The following is a 22,080-nucleotide window of genomic DNA, read 5'->3' as shown; positions in this document are numbered from 1 at the left end:
AAAAAGAAAATTCCCTATCCCTCTGCAGAGAAATAGGGAATAAAAGATAAGATTTTTAGGATATTAATCGTTAGGTTTATCTACGATTTCAACATCCGCATCTTCAATATTATCATTATTTGAACTTGAGGAAGCAGAATTTCCTGAAGGTGGTTGTGTACTGAAGCTATGTTTTTTCAAATCTTCTGTATTGATATTAGGACCACCTTGAGCGTTAGCAGCTGAAGACGCAGCAGCGGATGCAGATTGTGATTGCATAGCTTCTCCAATCTTTTGCATATGACGGCTGAGTTCTTCGGAAGCTTCTTTGATTTTCTCAACAGAAGCATCTTCTTTAAGAGCTGTACGTACTTTTTCTATACGTTCTTCAATTTCTTTGACTAAAGATTCAGGGATATTTTCTTTATAATCACTGATGGCTTTTTCAGCTCTGAAGATCATACTATCAGCTTCGTTTCTTGCGTCGGAAGCTTCGCGGCGTTTTTTATCTTCCTCTTTATTTTTCTCAGCATCATTGATCATTCTTTGGATTTCATCTTCCTTTAATCCAGAGCTTGCTTCGATACGGATTTTTTGCTCACGACCGCTAGCAGCATCTTTTGCAGACACATGAAGAATCCCGTTAGCATCAATATCGAAAGCAACTTCGATTTGAGGGTGTCCCCGAGGTGCTGGAGGGATATCTGTAAGGTCAAATCTTCCGATTTCTTTATTGTCTTTTGCCATAGGGCGTTCCCCTTGTAAGACAACAATAGTTACTGCAGGTTGGTTATCTGCAGCTGTTGAGAAAATTTGTTTTTTCTGTGTAGGGATTGTAGTGTTTCTCTCTACGAGGGGAGTCATCACACCTCCGAGAGTTTCAATACCTAATGAAAGAGGAATCACGTCGAGAAGTAAGACGTCCTTTACTTCACCACCAAGAACACCACCTTGAATAGCTGCTCCAATAGCAACAACTTCATCAGGGTTTACACCTTTATTTGGTTCTTTACCAAAGATTGATTTTACCACTTCTTGAACCGCAGGCATTCTTGACATGCCCCCAACGAGCAATACATCATCAATATCGCTTGCAGAGAGTTTCGCATCTGCTAAAGCTTTTTGACATGGAGCTTTTGTACGTTCTATTAAACTAGAAGCTAACTTTTCAAAATGTGCACGTGTTAATGTTAATGTTAAGTGTTTGGGCCCACTAGCATCCATAGTGATAAATGGCTGATTAATCTCTGTGGAAGACATCCCTGAAAGTTCGATTTTTGCTTTTTCAGCAGCATCTTTGAGTCTTTGAAGAGCCATATTATCTTTGCTAAGATCAACGCCTTCTTGTTTTTGGAATTCTTCGATCATCCATTTAATAATAACTTCATCAAAGTCATCTCCTCCTAAATGGGTATCCCCATTTGTGGAAAGCACTTCAAATACGCCATCGCCAATCTCTAAAATGGAGATATCGAAAGTTCCTCCTCCAAGGTCAAAAACAGCGATTTTCTTATCACCAGCTTTGTCAATTCCATAGGCAAGAGCTGCTGCTGTTGGTTCAGGAATAATACGTTTGACATCTAAGCCTGCGATACGTCCAGCATCTTTTGTAGAAGCTCTTTGAGAATCGTTGAAATATGCTGGAACAGTAATTACAGCTTCTGTGACAGGTTCTCCAAGATATGCTTCAGCAGTCTCTTTCATCTTTATAAGAACTTGAGCACCAATTTCTTCAGGTGTATATTGTTTTCCATCCACTAGGAAGACGACATCACCATTAGATCCTGAAGCCACCTTATATGGTACTGTTTTAATTTCAGATTCTACTTCAGAATGTTTTCTTCCGATGAAACGTTTTGTAGAGCCTAAGGTTTTTTCAGGATTTGTGACAGCCTGTCTTTTTGCAGGAATTCCTACTAAAGTTTCGTTTCCTTTGAATGCTACGATAGAAGGTGTTGTGCGTGTTCCTTCTGAAGAGGTGATGACTTTAGCCTGTCCACCTTCCATTACAGATACGCAGGAGTTAGTTGTTCCTAAGTCTATCCCTATAATTTTACTAGATTTTTTTTGTTCGCTCATGATTCTTACCTAATCTCTAGGGGGGTTATTTTATTTTTCTACTTCTTCTTTTCCTTGAGGTGCGGGTGCCTTCGCTACTTTGACTTTCGCAACGCGAATAGGACGATCTCCGATTTTATAGCCTTTAGAAAATTCTTCCATGATAGTTCCCTCGGGGACTTTTGTAGTTTCTTCTGTTTCCACTGCCTCATGTAAAAATGGATTAAATTTTTGTCCTACTGAGGAGTATTCAACGATACCCTTCTCTTCAAAAACTTGTTTAAACTGTTGCAGGATCATATTGAATCCTAATGCCCAATTTTTCACTTCATCTGACATTTGTGATGCAAATCCTAAAGCCTTTTCCATACTTTCTATAGGCACTAAAAAGTCTATGAGAGCATTTTCCACTGCATATTGCATCATTTCTTGACGTTCTTTTTGCATACGCTTGCGGGCATTTTCTGATTCCGCAAGGACCATTAAATATTTATCGTTTTTTTCTTTTAGCTCCGCTTTTAACGTGGCTATTTCTTGTTGGAGATCCTGAATCTCATTATCGGGAGTGGGAGTTGAAGGATTTTCTGCCTCATGTTCGTTAGAGGAATCTGTCATGACGTCTCCTTAGGAGGTAAGAGTTTTATAGAAGAGTATCTTGCCAGTAATGTGGGTTCTTTGGAGAGTTTAGGATCGGAAGGACAAGGTCTTCTGAAGGATAATTTAAACTTATAAAAACTTTGTGTCAGGCTTGCTTTGATTTTGTCTGCAAATATTGTGAGGGTTCTATAAATCTCCTTATAAGGAAGATTGATAGGGCCTAGCACACCAAAGGCTCCTAATGGAGTACGATTCATGTAGTAAGGAGTCGTGATAACAGCACACTGTGGGTTTGGAGTTCCAAAAATATCAGAAAGCTCATTACCTATAAATGCTGTGGGGCGGTCTCTGTGCATGCCAATATCTAAAAGTTTGCACATATGGCGGCGATTTTCAAAAAATGATAACCCCAAGGCTAGCATATCAGGATCTTTGAAAGACTCATATCTTAGGAGTTTTGATAATCCTGTTTGATATAAATCCTCCTCACTGAAATTACAGTAACGGGTGAGATAACGCACCACAACTTCGTTATATAACGTCATTCCTAGGTCTTCTTCTTTTTGCGAAAGAATCTCTGTTGGAGGTTGCTTACGAACATAACTTTGAAGAAAAGTTTCGATACGTTTTAAAGAAGCTGGATGTGATGTTTCTGATAGCCATAGGGTATCCGTAAATACCTGACCGAATTCTGTTGATAGAATGACAACAGCGCGTTGTTCGTCTACTAAAGAAAGTTGGATATTGGTTACGGAGTCATTTTCAAATCGCGGAGAGGAGAAGCATGTGGGTAACTGTAGAGCTTCTCCTAAGAGTTCTGATGCCTTTTGTAAATCTTTGACGATATTTTGGCTCTCTTCAGGCAATTGATTTAACAGATTTATTGTAGATTCGGGTAACTCATCCTGAGAAAAATCTGCGCAATGGTCTACATAATAACGAAAAGCTAAATCCGTAGGGATCCTTCCTCCGGAGATATGATTCTTTTTTAGAAATCCTTCTGCCTCTAACTCCGAAAAATAATTGCGAATAGTTGCCGTGCTCAGATTGGAAGATTCATATTCCTTCAGAGTTTTTGATCCAACAGGTTGACCTGTTTTTAAATACAGCTCTGTTGTTGTTAAGAGTATGTAAAGAATCTTAGACTCTCGTTTTGAGATCCACGACCTGGACATGTCAGTTTTCCAATATAAGTAATCTGTTCGCTGGTGATTATTATAGGAAAACGATCCCCTGAGGTCAAGGTTATTTAGCACTCGATTCCAAAGAATGCTAATCTATCTCTAGGAAATGGGGGAGAAACTACGGGATTTTGGAAAATAATTCTCACACCAATTGAAAAAATCTTTTGGTTCTACGGAAAACTTTTCTTTAGATCGAGATTCTATTTCAAGGATCCCAGAACTTTGGAAAGTTTTACCAAGAATGAGTTTATACGGAATTCCGATAAGATCGCTATCCTTTAATTTAAATCCAAGTCTTTCATTGCGATCATCTAATAGGGGTGCGTAACCGTAATTTTTGAGATCTTTATAGATTTTTTCAGCAGCTTCTTCAGATATAGAGTCGCCACCATTATAGAGAATAGCGATATCAAAGGGAGCAATAGCTTTAGGCCAGACGATACCGCGGTCATCAGCAAGTTGTTCTATACAAGCAGCTAGGGTTCGGCCGATGCCAATGCCATAGGTTCCCATCCAACAGGTTTGTTGTTCACCCTGTTCGTTTTGGAAGCCTACCTCAAAACATTCTGTATAGCGTGTGCCTAAATTGAAAATATGTGCAACTTCTACACCTTCAAAGATTTCATAGGGGGCATTGCCATTTGCTGGACAAAGATCTCCTGCTTCAGCAAGAAGAAAATCTGCATATTCAGGTCGAGGAATATCCCGGTCCCAGTTTACGTTTTTATAGTGTTTATCTTTTACGTTTCCTGCACAGACAAAGTTTGTCATGCAGCGTGTAGTTTCATCGGCATAGAATTCGATAGGGCAGTTTAAAGGACCGATGAAGCCCTTTTCTGTGCCCAGATGTTTTTGAATTTCCTCATCAGAAGCTAGACTGCACTCATCAGCATTAAGTTTAGAGCGTATTTTAGTCAGATTGAGCTGACGATCTCCACGGATGCCTATAGCAGCAAACTTGTCTTTTCCTCCATAAGAGAGCTTAACTACTAGAGTTTTAATAATTCTATGGGGAGGAAGGGAGAAAAAGTCCTGGAGATTTTCTATTGTTCGAATATCAGGTGTGACTACTTCTTCTATAGGAAGATGTTCTTTATCATACGTATATTGTTGAGGTTGTGAAACTGCAGCTTCGATATTCGCACCGTAAGCACCACTCACACAAATAGTATCTTCTCCTAGGGAACAGAGAACATGGAATTCTTCAGATTTTCCCTTGCCGATCTTCCCTCCATCTGCTTCTACAATAACATATTTAATTTCTAATCTATCGAAGATATTTTGATAGGCTTGTCTAAGCTTGGCGTATTGCTCGTTCATCTGTTCTGGAGAATCCGAGAATGTATAACTGTCCTCCATTAGGAATTCTCTAGCGCGCATTAATCCGAATCTTGGTCGGATTTCATCTCGGAATTTTGTTGCAATTTGATATAGATGGATAGGTAGCTGTTTTCTTCCTGATAGCCATTGGGAAACAAACATGGAAATGACTTCTTCATGAGTAGGAGCAAGACAGAGTTCTTTATCCTCTCTATCCGTTAGGGTATAAAGCAGCCCTTCAGAGCGGAATGCTTCCCAACGTCCTGTCTTTTGCCAGAGTTCTGCAGGATGAAGAATAGGAAGCACAAGTTCTTGCCCCCCGATAGCATTTAACTCCTCGCGAATGATATCCATCATTTTAAGAGCTACCCGCCAAAATAATGGAGTATAGGTATAGATTCCTTTTGCTGTTTTGAAAATATACCCGGCTTTTTCCAGAAGCTCATAGGATAAAACGGTGGCTTCTTTATTTGCATTTTTAGAAGTTTTGTAAAAAAGCTGGGAAGTTTTCATAGGGTAGCAATCACAGATCTTTGATTTTTAACCGGCAGATACCGAAATAGATACTATTTTCTTTATCAAAATATAGAAGTCTTTACGGATCGACAAATCTTAACACAGCAGCTTTTCTTGATCAATTGCTAGTATTAACTACAAATGATTGTTTTTTAGTTAATATTATTTACATTACTCTTTTGTTTTTAAAAAATAAATATCCAATTAGATATAAATATAATTAGTTAAAAAGAAGATTTTTTTATTTTTTATTCGGTAATCTTATGTCATCAGTAAGTGGAAGTTCTGGTCAAAATCTTAATCCTGTTCCAGAGGATCCAAACGCTCATTTGGATAATGTGGATAATACAGATAGCTCTTCTCAAGATCAAGGAGGCGCTGCTGGTGGTGTTAATGAGACAGGATTAAGTATTGAGGTTTTTTCTGCTGGAGAGGTGGCGAACATAGATGCTGCGATTGCTGATATTCAAGATGTAGCCAACTCGGTAATCGTTGTTGGGATGCCCTCTAGTTTATCTCCGTTATCGCCCGAATCTGCGGGGCTCACTGAAGAAATTGTGAGTGATCTTCATAAAAAAGAAGAAGAACTTTTCGGTAAGGTTGACATGTTCTCAGATGCTTTATTTGATGGCGTCGAAGAAACTAAGACTTTAGTTGATAACTTGAAAAGAAGGATTGAGGATTTTCAAAAGACGAAGCTTGGTGCTGCAGGACAATCATCTAGAAAATCTACGGAAGATGATGTAGATCTCCAGGAAAAATTTCTTGATTTACGTCGTGGAATGGCTTCGTTAAACGGTCGTATAAATGCATTGGAAAGTGCAGCAGTGCGTCTGGTATCTGCTTTGGGGGATACGCATCATGAGATAATGAGCTTGTCTATAGATGATTTAAAGAATGCCTTTGGAAGACGCTATGAGGAAATTATTTCAAACCTAGATCACATTGGATTGCGTTTTGGTGAGGAAGGTTGGAAAATTGACCCTAGGGGTGCTATTCCTACAATATCTCAAGAGATTCAAGATGTGCGTCTTCTTTTAGAAGGGATACATTTTCCTACAGAGGAAGAGTTCATTCGATCAGCTACAGAATCAACCGAAGAGGCAGCTGCAACAGTTTCTTGCTGTCAAGCTTTTATCAATAAGTTAAAGACATTATGGAATACCTTAGTACAGATGTTTCACACTCTGTATGATAAAATGCTATTTTTCTTATTTTGGATAGCGAAAAAGATTCGTAGCAAACTGCAATTTCCTTCTAAAGATAAGAATGAGAAAAATCCTAGATTTGAAAATCCTTTTGCCTCTACATCAGGAACTACTTCGGAGCATCAAAATACGGCTTCCGTAAGAACTTTAGTTTCTGGAAGAGGAGATTTATCTGATGAGGATACGATACGTCGTCCTGAAGATAACACTATAGAAACTCAAGATGTTGATAATCAAGATTGGGAAGGGCAGAGGAGAGATGAGGATGATTCTTAAGAGTAAATAAGTAGAGAAAGCTTCTTGCGATCTGTTTGAGTGTTGTCTTTTTTGAAATGCTCTAGTATGTTCACTCTTGTTACTACGGATTGTTTAGGACACCTTTATTTATGAATATCAAAAGAAAACGCTCATTGCCAGTGTATTTGGGAATGATGTTTCTGCTAATTACGGGCTGTTGTCCCTTTGCAGATAGAAATACTTCCTGTTCTCCTAAAAAGTATCTTCCTATTGTAAGTCATCTTTTAGAGCTTTGTGATTTGCCCGAGGTAGAAACGCCTGAGGAATTAGTAGAGGTAACAAAGCCTTTATTATTAACTCGGGAGCAGCGTATGGCTGCTGATTTCGGTTCTTTACCAATAAAGGATGATCATGCTTTTTATAATGATCTTTCTTTATTGAGAATGACGCAGGTAGTTCCTGCTTATGCAGCTACTTATGGTAGCGCTGTAGTCTTTGGTGGTACACTTGCGACTATTCGTCAGCGTTTAGATTTCCTTATTCGTGAATGGAATCGTGGTGTACGTTTCAAAAAGATTATTTTCCTATCTGGAAGACGAGAACGCTATGCTAAGGTTGAAAACCCTGATCAATTTTATGACAACCGTCATAATCCATTTCCTATAGAAGAAAATTGGAATCCTGGAGAGCATAAACTTCCTTCTTCAGAAGACGAAATCGCGAGGTTTGTCTGGATGCAGATGGTAGTTCCTACTGCGTGGAGAGATGCTTCAGGTGGTATTGAGGTGGAATTTCTAGTTGCTGAACCTGCAGAAGGTCAAAAGTATGGGACGCGCCATGATACATTAAAAATCCTTCGCGCATATCATGGAGATGGTTCTGAGCGCATTTTATTTGTAAGTAGCCAACCTTTTATCCATTTAGATCGTTCTCGGGTAACTAAGCATTTTGATAAGGAAAAATACGATATTTCTGGCCCTGGATTTGCGCAAGCAATTCTAAAACACGATTGGGCTCCTAGAGTATGTCTACATTCTTTAGCAGCATGGGCAAGTGAAACTGATGGTTATCTTATAATATCTCAGGAGTAGTCCTTGAATGAGGAATATTGGATTTTGGAGGTGAAGGTTACCCCAAAATCTAAAGAAAATAAAATCGTTGGATTTGAAGGTGAAGTGTTGAAAATGCGTGTCACCGAAGCTCCAGAAAAAGGAAAGGCTAACGAAGCAGTAATTGCTTTGTTAGCCAAAACTTTATCCCTTCCCAAACGTGACGTTACGTTGATTTCGGGAGAGACCTCTAGAAAAAAACGAATCTTATTACCTAAAGCTACGGAATCTATAATCTCTAATTGGAGAGAATGCGGATTTTAAGCTGGGCTACAAGTCTTTTCACCTTCAGGCTTATCACTTTTTACAGCAGCCTTCTTATCTCTATTTTCTTTAAAGATAATAGAACGGAATTGCTTGCGTTCAGCTCTGTTTATTTTTAATCCTAGACGACGGATAACATCCTCATTAAATGTTGTTGTTTGTGGTAGAGGTTCAGCAATGATTTTTCGTAATCCTTCGATATCTTGATGTCTATTGAGTAAATGATACACCATTTGCGCTGCTTGTTTCCCAGATTTTTTAAAATCAACACCACAAGCAACACATGCTCCTTCGGCTACTAAAGAGAAGTCGTCGGTAATTACAGGGATTTTTTCTTTAAGGATATCTTCGATAAATGTTGTTCTCTGTTTATGAGCTAAAGAGGAAAAAGGAATAAAAATTGCTGAGGGGCGTTTATCGATAGCTTGTTGGATACGTGTTTTAAAATTTGCAGGTGTTACAGTAATTTCTGTAACGGCGATTCCTGAAGCATGGAGTTTCTTCTCAATTTCTTTTTGTAATGCTGATGGGAAGGGTTCAGTAGGTTTTATATAGATTAAAGATTCGGCATTTGTTCTTACTGCTTGTATAGCAAAACAACATTGATTGATATCTAGAGTATCATTAACGCCGTAAATATTTATTTGCTTTTTAGGGAAAACTAATGTTTCTCCTTCAGGTACAGCGGCATAGATAATCGGTTTTTTCGTCTCAATTTGGCTCATAATTTTTGTTGCTATAGAGCCTAGGGTGACAATAGCTACAACATCTTGATCACTATGCAAAGTGCGAGCGAGTTTCCTTGCTTTAACAACGCTATCTTCAGCATTGACAACAAGCACTTCTGGAGAATTTTCTAATGTTTTTAAAACATCTATACAGCTTTGACTACAATCTTCGAGTATGGAGTGGGAAAAAGATAAGAACACAGCGACTTTAGGAGATCCTTGTTCTGGATTTGGTGAGGAGACGACTACCGAAATAAAAGAACAGATAATGGAAAGAAAGAAAGCATATTGAGCAATTTTACGAAGAATCATAGTGACAACACCATTCTATCATGTACAGATGTTAGGGTTAACCGTTGGCAAGCTGCAACAATATCTTCTGTTTTCCCTAAAGAAGAAAAACGAACAAAACCTTTCCCACACGAGCCAAATCCTTTACCAGGAGTGATGGCAATATGATACTGCTGTAAGAAAAAGTCAAAAAAATCTTCGTCAGGGATAATATTAGGAACTTCAACCCAAAGGTAGGGAGCGTGTTCACCACCATATACAGAAAATTCGGCTTTTTTTAGAGCCTCACGCAAAAGTGAACTATTATGGCGATAATGCGTGATGGTTTCTAAATTTGGAAATAAAGAAACTCCGGTAATTGCGGCTTCTTGAACAGGTAAAGAAGCCCCATTAAATGTCGTATGTAGGAAACGTTCCCAATCGCGGATTACAGGAGAACCATCGCTGTATTGAAGATCTTTAGGAATCACATTCCATCCTAAACGTACTCCTGCAAATCCTAAAGACTTAGAGAAAGAGTTAATTTCTACAGCACAAGAGCGTGCTTCGGGAATCTCAAAGATACTTTTTGGTAAGGAAGGGTCAGAAATAAATGCGCTGTAGGCAGCGTCAAATAGAATTATACTTCCATTAGAATTTGCGTACGCAATAAGTTCTTTTAGCTGTTCTTTAGTTAATACGGTGCCTGTAGGATTATTAGGAGAACATAGACAGAAAATATCTATGGCTTCTTCTTGGGGGATCAAAGGAAAGAAATTGGTTTCTTTTGTACAGGGAAGTTTAACAATCTTTTTAGCTCCTACAAGAAGAGCAGCATCTATATATACAGGATAGGAAGGATCTTGAACGGCTACAGTTTTCCCAGGACCGAATAGGGATAGTAGACGGAAAATATCCATTTTTGCTCCGTCTGAGATAAAAACCTCTTCGGGAGAAATTTTCCCATTATAGAAAACTTCAGAGAGTTTTTCTCTTAAAGCTAGCAGGCCTAACTCAGGACCATAACCGCGGTAGGTTTTCGGATTCCCTAATTTCTGTACAGATTTTGTAAAGATATCAATGACTGCCGTATGCAGGGGTTGGGTGGTATCCCCTATAGATAGATCGATAATAGAAGCTTCTGGAAATTCTTCACGAAAAGTACGAATTTTTTGACGAATACTAGAGAAAAGATAATTGGTTTCTAATTGTGAAAAGTTACTATTTCTGCGCATCGAGTTTTTTCGTTATCTGTGGTGTCTGTCGGACATCTTAAAAAAGGCTCTGCTTTTTTCATATACCTTTCTGTTTTTTCTAAAACAAACGTTCTTCGTTATCTAAGATCCACTAGAGAAATATAAATCGTTCTCTCTGAAAAATCATTAAGAATTCTTAATTTATTATTAAATATATTGTTTTTAGCATTTTAATTGGTTCTTATTTTCAAAATAAGTTTTATAATTTAATTAAATATAAAAGATTATTTTTAGGTTTAATTATGAATCCGATTAACCCTTATGGAAGTTCTGCCGCAGGACCATCTCGTGGCCCTGAAGATAATAAAGACGATCCTCTTCGTGGCATAGGGGGAAGTTCAAGATTCACAAGAAGGGGTGCTGTTCGTGGACAAAAAGGTGTGCGAGGTGCTTCGGGATATCTCGAATCTAGAGTAGGCAGAACGGGTGGGAAGAAAGCTCACGAAGCTGCTGCTAAGATATTGGGATTGGGTCAAAAAATCAAAGAATCCGGAGAAAGAGCAGGAGCTGCCGTAGGGGGTGCCGTAGGTGGACTTAGAAAAAGAATAGCTGCTACTGCGAAGCAGGTAAAAGGGAAGATTCAAGAAAAAATTGGCGGTAAGAAGGGGAAGAAAACTCCAGAACAAATAAAAATGAGAAATCTTGCCAAAGAAGCAAAAGCTAGGGTTGGGAAACTGGTTCCCGGGGGCAAGAGAACGAAAGATATGTATAAGCCTGAACCTTTAGGCCCAGCTTTCAAAATCCCCAGACCTGAAGTTAAAATAGATGATGGCTCATCTACCTTTAGCCCAGATTTAGGTGCTACACGAGGGAATAAGAAACCAGTAAAAATCCCTAGAGCTAAAGTTCCAACAGGAAAAGGTGGTCCTTCTAAAGCTGAGGGAGCAAGGAAATCCGCACGTTTACAACAAAAGGCAAAAACAGATGGTAAAACCGAGGGATATGAGTTTAGCCCTGATTTAACCAAAGTGAATCCTGAAAAGTTTATATTCCCCAAAGCTAAGGCTTCTAGTGGAGATGCCCCTAAAGCTGAGGGAACAAGGAAGTCTGCACGTATAGAGGGAAATAAAAATAAGGGAATTCTTAAAAAACCTGGAGGGCCTAAAACAGGTGGTAAAGGTGGAATCCGTTGGGCAGATCAAGACGGCAAGCCTCTCGAACAGTAAATTCTGACGTTTGATTAGATTTTCGTTTTGTAGAAAAAAGCTGCATCTTAAAAATATTAGGATGCGGCTTTTTTTATATAAAAATCCCACCCAGTTAACTGGAGTAACTGGATGGGAAAGGGAAAGTTTTCTTTTTTCGTGATGCTAAATTTACATTTAGAATCACAAGCTTAGGAGTGATAGAGGAGTCACAGGCGGGCTGTTCCTGTGATTTAAGTATTCCAAACTCGTTCTTTTCCTTATAAATATTCTTCTATTTTTGTCGTGCTGTTTTTTAACTTTAATTAATTTAATTTTTCTTTGTTAAAAGAACTATTTTTGTGTTTATCTTCTTCATAAGAGAAGTTTTAGCTGTTAAAAAGTGCAGCTTTTCTCCCTTTTGTCTTATTTTTTTTGTTCTCATAGAGTCTTTGGTTATTAGTTACATATTCCTTTCAGGATATTTTTGAGATCGATTTGATAAGATAGATTTTTGTGAATCCACGTTCGATTGTTGCTAAATAAATCAGCTCTTTCTATAGATTGTGAATACCATGGGAAGACTGTTACATTATAGCTGCTGTTTATGCAGCTTAGTATTTATTTGCTATTTTTCATCTTGTTTAACTGTTGCAGCTCAAGAAGCTGGACGTTGTCCCGATTGTGAGAGTTTTAGAAAAGCTGTTACTCGCTCAGATCAGTTACCAGAAAATATCCAAGAATCTGAAAATGGCTGTTATCTTACGGGATATGTACAAGCCCTCGTGGACATGCATTTTTTAGATAGTTGTACTCAGGTAGTTGTTGAAGATAACGTTGCTTATGTATTTTCCCTTCCTGTGGATACAGTCCTTTCCAATGCGATTGTAGATTTCATCAAAGATTTGCCCTGCATTACTGCTGTAGAGATTTGTGATAGCTCTTATCAAGAATGTCGTAATCGCTATAGAGAAGGTTGTCCTATATTGCCAAAGCAGAGAGCTTTAGGGATGGAGATTGTCTGTGGTAAAGAGGGCGTGTGGTTGCCACAAAATACCATACTTTTTGCTCCGTTAATTGCTGATCCTCGTCAGGTAACAAATAGTGCCGGAATTCGTTTTAATGAGAAGGTCATAGGGAATCGCGTAGGTTCTGCTATTTTTGGTGGAGATTTTATTCTCCTACGTCTTTTCGATATTTCTCGATTTCATGGGGATTTAGATATTGGTCTTCAAGGTGGTGTCTTTTCTGTTTTCGATTTAGACCATCCTGATTCGTGCATGGTAAACTCTGACTTTTTCGTCGCAGGTCTACTAGGATTTGCTGTAGATAAATGGAGTTTTCGTTTACGCCTTTGGCATCTCTCTTCACATTTGGGAGATGAGTTTCTTCTGACTCATCCGAATTTCCCAAGATTTAATCTTAGTGATGAGGGAATCGATTTCTTTGCTTCTTTACGCTATAACGCGCAACTGCGTCTTTATGGAGGTTTAGGTTATATCATCAGTCGAGATCTGACATTTCCTGAGCGCCCTTTATACATAGAGGCGGGAGCAGAATTACGTCCTTTTGGATTACGAGAAGGAAATTTACACGCACAACCCATTTTTGCTATGCACTTTCGCTTTTGGGAAGAGCAGCGTTTTGGCATAGATCAAACCTATATCCTAGGTATGGAATGGTCAAAATTTCGTGATGTAGGCAGAAAAATCCGTGCTTTTGTTGAGTATCACCAGGGATTTTCTAAAGAAGGTCAATTTGTGCGAGAGCCGTGTAATTACTACGGCTTTCGCTTAACCTACGGCTTCTAAATTACACCTCTATGAATCCATCAGGATAGGGAGGGTATTCCGGTCCTATAGGTAATGTATTATTGAGATATCTTCTGAAAATCTCGATGCCCGCCTGAGGGGTAGAAATACAGAATACGCAATTACTTACCCATTCTGAACCGCGATTTGTTCCTGCTTTGCAGTTGCTTTGATATGTAGGGGTAACCTTTTCTCTCCAATAGGAAGCTGGACCAATTAAGAATATAGGAACAGGAGGTTTCTTCCCTGTTTTTATACTGATAAGTTCAAGAGAAAATTCAAAATCTGTTCCCATACCTCCTGTAACAAATAGAGCAAGATCTACATGGAAGTGTTCTTGACGTTGAATTAAAGAGGAGAGTCGGTAGGTCATTTTTGCTTGCGTATAGGGATTCGCAGCTTGGTGTGTTCCTGGAGATTGCTCGAAATCTACAGTATTACCACAAGAGAGAAGGTTTAGTTCTGTAGCGACTTCATTCCCTATGGCCATAGCTCCTGGTCCACCTCCTGTCATAATTGCTAAGGGAGTGTTGGGAGGGAATCCAGGAATAGGCAGAGCTTGGGTAAGATCATGAAGACCTTTTAAAAATGCGCGGAGATCTTCTTTATAACCTTCTGAAACAATACAAGAGCCGTGAATGCCAATAAAATAGGCAGAGCGAAATTCTTGAACACGTTGAGTAGGAACAAACATTCCTGAATCTTTCCCACGACGTTTTACATATTGTAACACGCGTTTAGAGACTTTATCTACCCAGAATGTAGAAATCCCTGCAAAGTATAAGTCCATAAGTAACGAACGGTCATGTTCAGAGAAATATTCTCCATAGGTATAGGAGGGTATTTGGAAATAGATTTGCTTTAGGTAATAGTTTACATGGTAAGAAAGCAACATGCCTTTGAGACAGGCAGAAGGAAAATATCTAGAGAAAATTACTCCTTGGCTTGTGATGTGTCCCGTTTCCATAGCTTGTAGGAAGGGAAAGCAAGGTTGTTCTTCTATGTATTCTTGAAGATTTATAGGGTAGGGTTCTGTTTTATTGTATAAGGATTTTGCGGAACCAACTAACCAGGAATTTTGTGATAACTCTGAAATCTCACTACCTTTAGAAATGAAGGTTGCAGCTTTTTCTTGAGTGCCTGGTGTAGTTTCAAAAATATCAAAAATACATTGTTCAGATTCTAAAGAAGATTTTAGTAGATCACGATAACAGAAGAAAGAGTGTTCTTTATAGGGCTCAATAGTGAAAAATTCCAAAGGAATTGTTTCTACAGGGACTGAACTTGTTCCATAGAATTCGTAAATATCTCCAGACTCTTGTGTCGTGGGCTCTAAAATGTTTGCCGCAGTATGTTTTATCCCTTCAGGAAGAAGAGAATCTACAACGCGAGCAAATACGGTGCGAATATGTAAGGGTTCGGTTTTTATGAGTAATATACGGTCACGGAGAGGTAGTTTTTCACGCTCTACTTTATGTTGGTATAGAGAAAGGAAGTTTCTTACTCTCATGTTGGGCTGACCTAATGCTTTTCCTATTAGAGGAAGTAGGCCATAAATTTTATGATCATAGTGAATCACACCGGGAAGAGTGGGAAGAGAGACTACAAGACGATCATCAATAACATCTAAAGAAATTAGATGTTCTAATTTTTTACCAAAACATAACAAAGGCATGCCTGACTTATCCGTATGTTTCAGCATTCTCTCTAGATATTGTGGAGAACGTACTAATCTACGATCATCAGAAGCAAATAATTTTGCGATGTAGTCACCAGATTCTAATAGGGTGAGCATAACGGAGGCAACGGGATCATGACTGCTAATTTGTAATAATAGACGGGCTCGTGAGCGTTCTTTACTGAGTTCGGCTTCTTTAATCTTTGCATCTACACCTAACTGTGCGAGTGAGCTTTTTAGATTGAGATGTAAGCAGTGCTTAGGTAAATGAAAACCCAAGAAGTACTCGGGGATATTTAGTATTTCTATTTCTCCTTCATAGATATTGGGCGAAAGTATACGCAAAGGAGAGGTTAGATACCCATCAGGAGAAGTTGCGTCATGGTTCCTGTGGAATAAATTATACATGTATCCTCCAAAAAAATCGGCTTTTCTAGCTAGAAGGTTTTGTTTTAGATGAAAAAGATTTTTAAGAAAACGGAAAGAAACGTCTTTGCGATTGAGAATTATTTTTCTCTGGATACAATGGAGGGTTTTTAAAAAGGATGGGAAATATGCGAATTCCAAGAAGCGTTGGTACACACGACGGTTCTTTTCATGCTGATGAGGTCACAGCGTGTGCATTGCTTATTTTATTTGATCTTGTTGATGAAGGGAAGATCATCCGTACGCGAAATCCCGAGAAACTTGCAGAATGTGAGTATGTGTGTGATGTTGGTGGCATTTATTCTGTAGATCAAAAAAGATTTGATCATCACCAAGTGTCTTATGAGGGCCCTTGGAGTAGCGCAGGTATGATATTAGATTATCTTAAAGAACAAAGATTGATTGATTTAGAAGAGTATCACTTTCTAAATCAGACATTAATTCATGGTGTTGATGAACAAGATAACGGCAGGTTCTTCTCAAAAGAAGGCTTCTGTTCTTTTTCCGATATCATTAAAATATACAATCCTGAAGAAGGTAGGAATTCTTCGGATGCAGATTTCTTTTTTGCTTTAAAATTTACTATAGATTTGTTGAAGCGCTTAAGAAATAAATTCCGCTACGATCGCATGTGTAGAGATGTTGTCAGATCCGCTATGGAAAAAGATGAATTCTGTTTGTTTTTCGATCGGCCTTTAGCATGGCAGGAGAATTTCTTTTTCTTAGGTGGAGAACGCCATCCTGCAGCGTTTGTGTGTTTCCCAGCCTGTGATCAATGGATTCTTAGAGGAATTCCCCCTACCTTAGATAGACGTATGGAAGTTCGTGTCCCTTTCCCAGAAAGTTGGGCTGGACTTCTTGGTAAAGATCTCGAAGAGGTTAGTGGTATTCCTGGAGCAATTTTTTGCCATAAGGGCCTATTTTTATCTGTTTGGGATAGCAAAGAACATTGTCGACGCGCCCTGCAACTGGTACTAGAAAATCGAGGATTAGTATGACCATTTTTGAAAAAATTATCGAAGGCTCAATAGAGTGCGAAAAAGTTTTTGAAAATGAGAATTTTATAGCTATTAAAGATCGTTTTCCCCAGGCTGCTGTTCATTTATTAATCATTCCTAAGAAGCACATCGAAAGAGTGCAAGATATGCAAGAAGAGGACTTTCCCTTGCTTGCTGAGGCAGGAAAGATTATTCAACAATTGGCAGAAGCTTTTGGTATTGCTGATGGATATCGTGTCGTGATCAATAATGGTGTCGAGGGGGGACAGAGCGTATTCCATTTACATATTCATCTTTTAGGTGGAAGCTCTTTAGGGGCTATTGCTTAATTTTCCTCTGTTTATTTACGCATGTAGCACAAGGATCGCAGTCTTTGCGCCAGCATTTGCTCATTCACGATTTCCCTGAAGCTATCAAGAAAGCTAAGATTCTTTTGTCTTCTTCCGATTATTCGTTTTTAGATACGCGTCTTGCTTTGAAGGCATTCGCACAAGGGAAGGATTATACAACCTGGAATCAAGAATTTAATAAGTCTCGTCAACGTTATCCACAACTTGCTAAAGATCGCGATATATTAGAAGATTTCGCTCAACAAATTCTCTGCGATGGAATTTCGCATCCTTCGATGACAGTTCGTGCTGTGAGTATTCTTGCTATAGGTCTTGCTAGAGACTTTCGCTTAGTTCCTTTAGTATTATCTAGTCTTTCTGACGATAGTGTTGTGGTGCGAACATTAGCTCTACAGGTTGTTTTGCAATATGGGACACAGAGTTTAAAGGATGCTGTTTATAAGATTGCTCATCATGACGAATCTATGCAGGTGCGGATGACAGCATATCAGATTGCTGCAATGCTAGACATTGACGAATTGCTGCCTCATCTTCAGGAACGAGCAAATAATAAACTTGTTGACGGTGAGGAGCGTCGGGAAGCGTGGAAAGCATCTTTGATGCTTACCCCACAACTACTCACAGGATCTAAAGTAAAAGAAGATATGGATCAGGCACTATTTGCCTGCGAGCTTTTGCGTCACGAAGGAGATGGAAAAGATGAAGACATCCTCTTAGATTTATTATCTATTCAGTATCCTGAAGTACAGGAAACAGCGCTCCGCGCAGCTTTAGCTTGCGGACGTAGGGTAAGCTGTGAATCAAGAAAAATTGCTGATGAAGTGCGGCATATTGCACAAACATCGCCATTTCCTAAAGTACGCTTGCAAGCAGCAGCAATATTATATCTTCAGGGAGATGCTTTAGGGGAGGAGCTTTTAGTTAAAGGTTTACAAGCTCCCTTCGCTTCTATTTGTGAAGCAGCTTCTGTTGCTGTGTGTTCTTTAGGAATACGGGGAAAAGATCTTGCTAATAAATATCTGCATATTGTGACTTCTAGAAAGGCAGCAGCAAATCTTGCGATTTTACTTCTTGTCAGTCGTACAAATATAGAAAAAGCAGGAGATGTCGTCGCTGATTTTATTTGTGATCCCGAAATGTGCTGGGCTATAGAACAATTTCTTTGGAATTCACAATGGAATCCTAAAAGTGCTGCTCTTCCTCTTTATTTTGATATGGTAAAAAGGGAAATTGGAAGAAAGCTTATCCGTTTATTGGCGATAGCAAAATATAGTAAGGTTAAAAAAGTCACAGAAGATTTTCTTTCTAACCGTCAGCAGCAAGGATGGAGCTTTTTTTCAGGAGTATTTTGGGAGGAAGGAGACGAACAGGCTGCACAAATATGGACAGCAGATAAGAGCTTCGCTTCTAAATTAGAGTCGACATTAGCTATGTTATGCCAGAAAAAAAATAGAGAGTCCTTACATAAAGCTATAGATCTTTATCCTAAAAGTCGCTGGCAAGACAAACTTGCTATTTTAGAAGGCATAGCATTTTCTGAAAACACAGAGGCAGTGGATTTCCTTCTAGAATGCTGTTATCATGAAACCCCTTCGCTACGCAGCGCAGCGGCAGGGGCTTTATTTGCTTTATTTAAGTAGGTCCGTTTCTGTCAGCTTGACTAGATTATCTAGAGGATTAGAAGGATCAATAGCTACAGTATCTAGGTTTTCTTTATACTTTTGTAACTCTTCAATTAATGAAGATAGGGCACGATCACATTCTTCTTTAGAAAATAAAGATTTACACTGTTTTTCCAAAGCTTCTAAAAAACCGTCTACAAGATGGATTATGTTATAAATAAATTTTTTTAAATAAATACTAGAATTCTTTTTAATGTTTTTATTCTTCATGAATTAATTTTAATTTGTTTCTTTGTCTCTTTATTTAAAATAACAGAGATTTTTTTCTATATTTTTTAAATATACAACGAGAAACAGAGACTTTTTATAGATTTTTAAGAGGAATTATTTTATATTTATGTGAAAGTCTAAGGCGCTAGGTTTTTTAGATATGCAAACATCATCTTTTTCTTTGAAAATGCTTCGCGCTTCTCTATTTTCTTTAAGCTTCCGCTACTCCGGTCGCTACCTCCATCGAATCTAAACTGTTTTTTAAAGTAATTTTTTTTGCTGAAGATTTGTGTTGTTTCTGTCTTATTTTGACAGTTGCTCTTCGGCGTATTTATTTTTTTACAGTTGAGAGTTTCAAAATGAATTTTGGATTATTTTTAGGTTGTTTGCTTGGTGTTCAAGCTTTTTGTTTATTTGTAGGGCGTAAGGGTGGTTCTACAGTTCAAGATCGCGAGGGCTATTTCCTAGCGGGAAGAAGTTTAAAAACATTTTCGTTAACAATGACATTTATTGCCACGCAGATTGGTGGTGGGGTCTTGCTCGGTGCTGCTGAAGAAGCTGCGCGTTATGGTTATATGGTAATTTTGTATCCTTTAGGAGTCGCTTTAGGGTTAATATTACTTGGCGTTGGTCCCGGAAGGAAATTGGCTTCAGGATCTATTGTTACTGTTGTGACACTTTTTGAAAGTGTCTATAAGTCGAAAAAGCTGCGTAAAATGGCCTTTCTCCTTTCAGCATTATCTTTATTTTTTATTCTTGTAGCACAGATTGTGGCTTTGGATAAGCTATTCAGTGTTTTTACTTGTGGTAAGTATCTAACAGCTATTTTTTGGATAACCTTAGTATTTTATACATCTACAGGGGGATTTCGAGGAGTAGTAAGAACGGATATCATTCAGGCAATTTTCCTTCTCATTGCTGTGACTACCTGTGCTATTTCTGTTTGGTACGGCTCTTCTGAGTTTACTCCTATACTCTCTAGTTCTGCATTCGAGCCTTTGCCAACGAGTAAACTTCCGGGATGGATTTTCATGCCTATGGTATTTATGATTGTTGAACAAGATATGGCGCAGCGTTGTGTAGCAGCATCGTCACCACGACGTTTACAATGGGCAGCAATACTTGCAGGTATTGTCATTCTTCTGTTTAATTTTATCCCGTTATTTTTAGGATCTTTAGGAGCAAAACTTGGCATAGCTCAGGGGTGTGTGCTTATTGATACAGTAGCCTATATTAGTGGTCCATCACTTGCAGCTGTCATGGCAGCTGCAATTGGTGTGGCAATACTTTCTACAGCAGATTCGTTGATCAGTGCTGTTGCACAGCTTGTCAGCGAAGAAATCCCTCAGATATCTTCGATAAACTATCGTTACTTGATTTGTATTATTGCTGTGTTAGCACCCCTTACTGCTATGGGCTTTAGCAACATCGTAGATTTGCTAATGCTAAGTTATAGTCTTTCAGTATGTTGTCTTTCTGTCCCGATAGGTGCAGCCCTTCTTACACGTTATCAAGCTAGTCCTGCAGCAGCTTGGGCAGCGGTTCTTATAGGTGGAGGTGTGTATAGTTGTGGATATTTCATCACTATTCCTTTCTCTAGAGATTTGATTTCTTGGCTATGTTCACTGCTAGCGTTTGTCTTTGTCGAAATTCTCTATGTATATAGTAGAAAGCCTTCAGAGGGGCAAGCCTAGTCTTTTTCTAGGTAAATTTTGCGTTGATCTTAATAGGGATATTCTCTGGGTTCACCTTCTTGTTTTTTTCAACAAGAAGGTGAGTTTCATTAATTAAGTTATCTTACGTCGGGATTCGGAAGTTGTTTTAAGCTAGAAAGAAGATCTATAAGAGAGGATAGGAAGGCTTGGAACAAAGGTTCATCGGGATGGTCGGGTATGCCTCTGAGTAATTTTCTACAATAGTAAATTAGCCAGTATAAGGCGTAAAATAGACATTGTAAAAGGTAGAGTTTGCATGTTTGTGTTACCATATACCTCCATGAAGAAAATACTCTTATTCCTTCATTGTTGTTTCGCAATCAAATAGTTAAAACAAACAAAATTTTTCAATTCAATTCTTTAAGAATTATAAATTTTCTTTTTAAAAAGATTTAATATTTTTAATTTTAATTAAATTATTTTTAGATTTAATTCTGTTTAGTTGTAAACAGAGTGAGTCGGGTAGGTATTCCCTAAAGTTTAGATGTGGAGTGAGAGGATATTTAATTCCCAATTTTTTGATAGATAGCATTTGAACGCTCTTCTTTTATGGAAGAGAATAAATCCGTAAGTTCTTCGGGAGTGATATGCTGTTTCCCATCACAAAGAGCTTTTTCTGGATATTCATGCATTTCTATCATTAATCCGTCAGCACCTACAGCCATAGCGGCTTTTGCGAGCGGCACGACTAATGAGCATTTTCCTGCAGCATGAGAAGGGTCAACAATTACTGGAAGAGGACAAATTTCTTTGAGCAGAGCAACTGTATTTAGATCTAGTGTGTAACGCGTGGATGTTTCAAAAGTGCGTATGCCGCGTTCACAAAGAATTACTCCGGGACATGTCGGAGAGTTAAGCAGATATTCAGCTGAGCATAGCCATTCTTCTATAGTTGCTGAAGGATGACGTTTGAGAATAATTGGACGGTGACTTTGGCTAGCTTCTTGAAGCAAAACAAAGTTTTGCATATTCCTCGCACCTATACGAAGAATATCAACATTTTCTGATGTGATTTCCACATCTCGAACGTCTAGAACTTCTGTTTCTGTGAGTAATCCGTGAATACGCTGAGCTTCTTTATGCCAGATAACTCTTTCTTTTTCCCATCCTTGGAAGGTGTAGGGGCTCGTTCTAGGTTTCCTTATTGACCCCCTCAATACCGTAGCTCCTGCTGCTTTAGCAGCGAGGCCTATGGCTACTGTGTGTTCATAACTTTCTAGAGTGCAGGGACCCGCAATAAGAAGAGGGTTCCCCCCTCCTACGGATATTTCCGAAGATAGGGGAAGGATGATATTTGGATCTTTAGGGGATCGTTTTAGCGTGTGAGGTAGGGGGTAGGTAGTCGTAAGAATAAGAAAGC

The 22,080-nt window shown here is 38.7% G+C and carries 19 protein-coding genes; 9 read left to right on the top strand and 10 right to left on the bottom strand.

The features are described from left to right. Positions 1 to 63: 63 nt before the first annotated feature. The 4 genes from dnaK to O1W70_RS01655 all read right to left on the bottom strand — a co-directional run bounded on the left by dnaK (position 64) and on the right by O1W70_RS01655 (position 5,651). The gene (gene dnaK / locus O1W70_RS01670) at positions 64 to 2,058 is read right to left on the bottom strand and encodes a molecular chaperone DnaK (protein WP_375797283.1); all 1,995 of its coding nucleotides are present in this window, start codon (positions 2,056 to 2,058) and stop codon (positions 64 to 66) included. A gap of 30 nt (positions 2,059 to 2,088) precedes the next feature. After that, complete coding sequence (locus O1W70_RS01665) at positions 2,089 to 2,652, bottom strand: nucleotide exchange factor GrpE (protein WP_375797282.1); 564 nt, start codon at positions 2,650 to 2,652, stop codon at positions 2,089 to 2,091. Beyond that, positions 2,649 to 3,809: a heat-inducible transcriptional repressor HrcA gene (gene hrcA / locus O1W70_RS01660; protein WP_375797281.1), complete on the bottom strand. Its 1,161-nt coding sequence runs from the start codon at positions 3,807 to 3,809 to the stop codon at positions 2,649 to 2,651. Before hrcA ends, O1W70_RS01665 begins: the two co-directional genes overlap by 4 nt. A 108-nt stretch (positions 3,810 to 3,917) precedes the next feature. Continuing rightward, a complete protein-coding gene (locus O1W70_RS01655; RefSeq protein WP_375797280.1) occupies positions 3,918 to 5,651 on the bottom strand; it encodes a proline--tRNA ligase in 1,734 nt (577 codons plus the stop codon). Between the two features lie 266 nt (positions 5,652 to 5,917). Between O1W70_RS01655 and O1W70_RS01650 the strand changes: the two genes are divergently transcribed. From O1W70_RS01650 to O1W70_RS01640, 3 genes are all read left to right on the top strand, one after another. Continuing rightward, positions 5,918 to 7,138, top strand: coding sequence for a CT392 family protein (locus O1W70_RS01650; RefSeq protein ID WP_375797279.1), 1,221 nt, complete (start codon positions 5,918 to 5,920; stop codon positions 7,136 to 7,138). Between the two features lie 110 nt (positions 7,139 to 7,248). Further along, positions 7,249 to 8,190: a hypothetical protein gene (locus O1W70_RS01645; protein WP_375797278.1), complete on the top strand. Its 942-nt coding sequence runs from the start codon at positions 7,249 to 7,251 to the stop codon at positions 8,188 to 8,190. Between the two features lie 3 nt (positions 8,191 to 8,193). Beyond that, the gene (locus tag O1W70_RS01640) at positions 8,194 to 8,472 is read left to right on the top strand and encodes a DUF167 domain-containing protein (protein ID WP_375797277.1); all 279 of its coding nucleotides are present in this window, start codon (positions 8,194 to 8,196) and stop codon (positions 8,470 to 8,472) included. Here the strand turns inward: O1W70_RS01640 and O1W70_RS01635 are convergent. Together O1W70_RS01635 and O1W70_RS01630 are read right to left on the bottom strand one after the other, a co-directional pair. Continuing rightward, on the bottom strand, positions 8,469 to 9,512 hold the full coding sequence (locus tag O1W70_RS01635) for an ABC transporter substrate-binding protein (protein ID WP_375797276.1): 1,044 nt from the start codon (positions 9,510 to 9,512) through the stop codon (positions 8,469 to 8,471). The genes O1W70_RS01640 and O1W70_RS01635 overlap by 4 nt on opposite strands. Beyond that, a complete protein-coding gene (locus O1W70_RS01630; RefSeq protein WP_375797275.1) occupies positions 9,509 to 10,705 on the bottom strand; it encodes an LL-diaminopimelate aminotransferase in 1,197 nt (398 codons plus the stop codon). Before O1W70_RS01630 ends, O1W70_RS01635 begins: the two co-directional genes overlap by 4 nt. 263 nt (positions 10,706 to 10,968) lie before the next feature. On the opposite strand from O1W70_RS01630, the gene O1W70_RS01625 reads away from it, so the two are divergent. Both O1W70_RS01625 and O1W70_RS01620 read left to right on the top strand, forming a co-directional pair. Then, a complete protein-coding gene (locus O1W70_RS01625; protein ID WP_375797274.1) occupies positions 10,969 to 11,892 on the top strand; it encodes a hypothetical protein in 924 nt (307 codons plus the stop codon). A gap of 533 nt (positions 11,893 to 12,425) precedes the next feature. Then, entirely contained in the window at positions 12,426 to 13,661 is a 1,236-nt protein-coding gene (locus tag O1W70_RS01620; RefSeq protein WP_375797273.1) for a DUF1207 domain-containing protein, read from the top strand. A gap of 1 nt (position 13,662) precedes the next feature. Here the strand turns inward: O1W70_RS01620 and O1W70_RS01615 are convergent, their stop codons facing one another. Next, positions 13,663 to 15,747, bottom strand: coding sequence for an LOG family protein (locus tag O1W70_RS01615; protein WP_375797272.1), 2,085 nt, complete (start codon positions 15,745 to 15,747; stop codon positions 13,663 to 13,665). A 146-nt stretch (positions 15,748 to 15,893) separates the two neighbouring features. On the opposite strand from O1W70_RS01615, the gene O1W70_RS01610 reads away from it, so the two are divergent. From O1W70_RS01610 to O1W70_RS01600, 3 genes are read left to right on the top strand one after another with little or no spacing between them, the layout of a single operon-like run. Then, on the top strand, positions 15,894 to 16,763 hold the full coding sequence (locus tag O1W70_RS01610; RefSeq protein WP_375797271.1) for an MYG1 family protein: 870 nt from the start codon (positions 15,894 to 15,896) through the stop codon (positions 16,761 to 16,763). Further along, on the top strand, positions 16,760 to 17,092 hold the full coding sequence (locus O1W70_RS01605) for a histidine triad nucleotide-binding protein (protein WP_375797270.1): 333 nt from the start codon (positions 16,760 to 16,762) through the stop codon (positions 17,090 to 17,092). The genes O1W70_RS01610 and O1W70_RS01605 overlap by 4 nt, the downstream gene beginning before the upstream one ends. Before the next feature lie 44 nt (positions 17,093 to 17,136). Beyond that, positions 17,137 to 18,753, top strand: a complete 1,617-nt coding sequence (locus tag O1W70_RS01600) for a HEAT repeat domain-containing protein (RefSeq protein ID WP_375797269.1) — start codon at positions 17,137 to 17,139, stop codon at positions 18,751 to 18,753. Here the strand turns inward: O1W70_RS01600 and O1W70_RS01595 are convergent. Then, positions 18,742 to 19,005 carry a hypothetical protein gene (locus tag O1W70_RS01595; RefSeq protein WP_375797268.1) on the bottom strand — a complete coding sequence of 88 codons (264 nt, stop codon included), beginning with the start codon at positions 19,003 to 19,005 and terminating at the stop codon, positions 18,742 to 18,744. The genes O1W70_RS01600 and O1W70_RS01595 overlap by 12 nt on opposite strands. A gap of 359 nt (positions 19,006 to 19,364) precedes the next feature. Here O1W70_RS01595 and O1W70_RS01590 point away from each other — a divergent pair, with 359 nt between their 5' ends. Continuing rightward, a complete protein-coding gene (locus O1W70_RS01590) occupies positions 19,365 to 20,699 on the top strand; it encodes a sodium:solute symporter family protein (RefSeq protein WP_375797267.1) in 1,335 nt (444 codons plus the stop codon). Positions 20,700 to 20,797: 98 nt separating this feature from the next. Here O1W70_RS01590 and O1W70_RS01585 read toward each other — a convergent pair whose 3' ends face one another. Together O1W70_RS01585 and aroF are read right to left on the bottom strand one after the other, a co-directional pair. Continuing rightward, entirely contained in the window at positions 20,798 to 20,992 is a 195-nt protein-coding gene (locus tag O1W70_RS01585; protein WP_375793542.1) for a hypothetical protein, read from the bottom strand. 231 nt (positions 20,993 to 21,223) lie between these two features. Further along, a complete protein-coding gene (gene aroF, locus O1W70_RS01580; protein WP_375797320.1) occupies positions 21,224 to 22,072 on the bottom strand; it encodes a 3-deoxy-7-phosphoheptulonate synthase in 849 nt (282 codons plus the stop codon). Between the last annotated feature and the right edge of the window lie 8 nt (positions 22,073 to 22,080).

The organism is Chlamydia sp. 16-02, assembly GCF_042235055.1.
GTDB lineage: Bacteria > Chlamydiota > Chlamydiia > Chlamydiales > Chlamydiaceae > Chlamydia.
Note: the sequence above shows the minus strand (reverse complement) of the source record. Positions and strands in the feature narration are given on the sequence as shown.

What these genes read in the sequence shown, in the direction of transcription:
- O1W70_RS01645 (WP_375797278.1), top strand. Translation starts at nt 7,249, where the DNA reads ATGAATATCAAAAGAAAACGCTCATTGCCAGTGTATTTGGGAATGATG.
- dnaK (WP_375797283.1), bottom strand. Translation starts at nt 2,058, where the DNA reads ATGAGCGAACAAAAAAAATCTAGTAAAATTATAGGGATAGACTTAGGA.
- O1W70_RS01620 (WP_375797273.1), top strand. Translation starts at nt 12,426, where the DNA reads ATGGGAAGACTGTTACATTATAGCTGCTGTTTATGCAGCTTAGTATTT.
- O1W70_RS01625 (WP_375797274.1), top strand. Translation starts at nt 10,969, where the DNA reads ATGAATCCGATTAACCCTTATGGAAGTTCTGCCGCAGGACCATCTCGT.
- O1W70_RS01650 (WP_375797279.1), top strand. Translation starts at nt 5,918, where the DNA reads ATGTCATCAGTAAGTGGAAGTTCTGGTCAAAATCTTAATCCTGTTCCA.
- O1W70_RS01590 (WP_375797267.1), top strand. Translation starts at nt 19,365, where the DNA reads ATGAATTTTGGATTATTTTTAGGTTGTTTGCTTGGTGTTCAAGCTTTT.
- O1W70_RS01605 (WP_375797270.1), top strand. Translation starts at nt 16,760, where the DNA reads ATGACCATTTTTGAAAAAATTATCGAAGGCTCAATAGAGTGCGAAAAA.
- O1W70_RS01630 (WP_375797275.1), bottom strand. Translation starts at nt 10,705, where the DNA reads ATGCGCAGAAATAGTAACTTTTCACAATTAGAAACCAATTATCTTTTC.
- hrcA (WP_375797281.1), bottom strand. Translation starts at nt 3,809, where the DNA reads ATGTCCAGGTCGTGGATCTCAAAACGAGAGTCTAAGATTCTTTACATA.
- O1W70_RS01585 (WP_375793542.1), bottom strand. Translation starts at nt 20,992, where the DNA reads ATGGTAACACAAACATGCAAACTCTACCTTTTACAATGTCTATTTTAC.
- O1W70_RS01635 (WP_375797276.1), bottom strand. Translation starts at nt 9,512, where the DNA reads ATGATTCTTCGTAAAATTGCTCAATATGCTTTCTTTCTTTCCATTATC.
- O1W70_RS01595 (WP_375797268.1), bottom strand. Translation starts at nt 19,005, where the DNA reads ATGAAGAATAAAAACATTAAAAAGAATTCTAGTATTTATTTAAAAAAA.
- O1W70_RS01615 (WP_375797272.1), bottom strand. Translation starts at nt 15,747, where the DNA reads ATGTATAATTTATTCCACAGGAACCATGACGCAACTTCTCCTGATGGG.
- O1W70_RS01665 (WP_375797282.1), bottom strand. Translation starts at nt 2,652, where the DNA reads ATGACAGATTCCTCTAACGAACATGAGGCAGAAAATCCTTCAACTCCC.
- O1W70_RS01655 (WP_375797280.1), bottom strand. Translation starts at nt 5,651, where the DNA reads ATGAAAACTTCCCAGCTTTTTTACAAAACTTCTAAAAATGCAAATAAA.
- O1W70_RS01610 (WP_375797271.1), top strand. Translation starts at nt 15,894, where the DNA reads ATGCGAATTCCAAGAAGCGTTGGTACACACGACGGTTCTTTTCATGCT.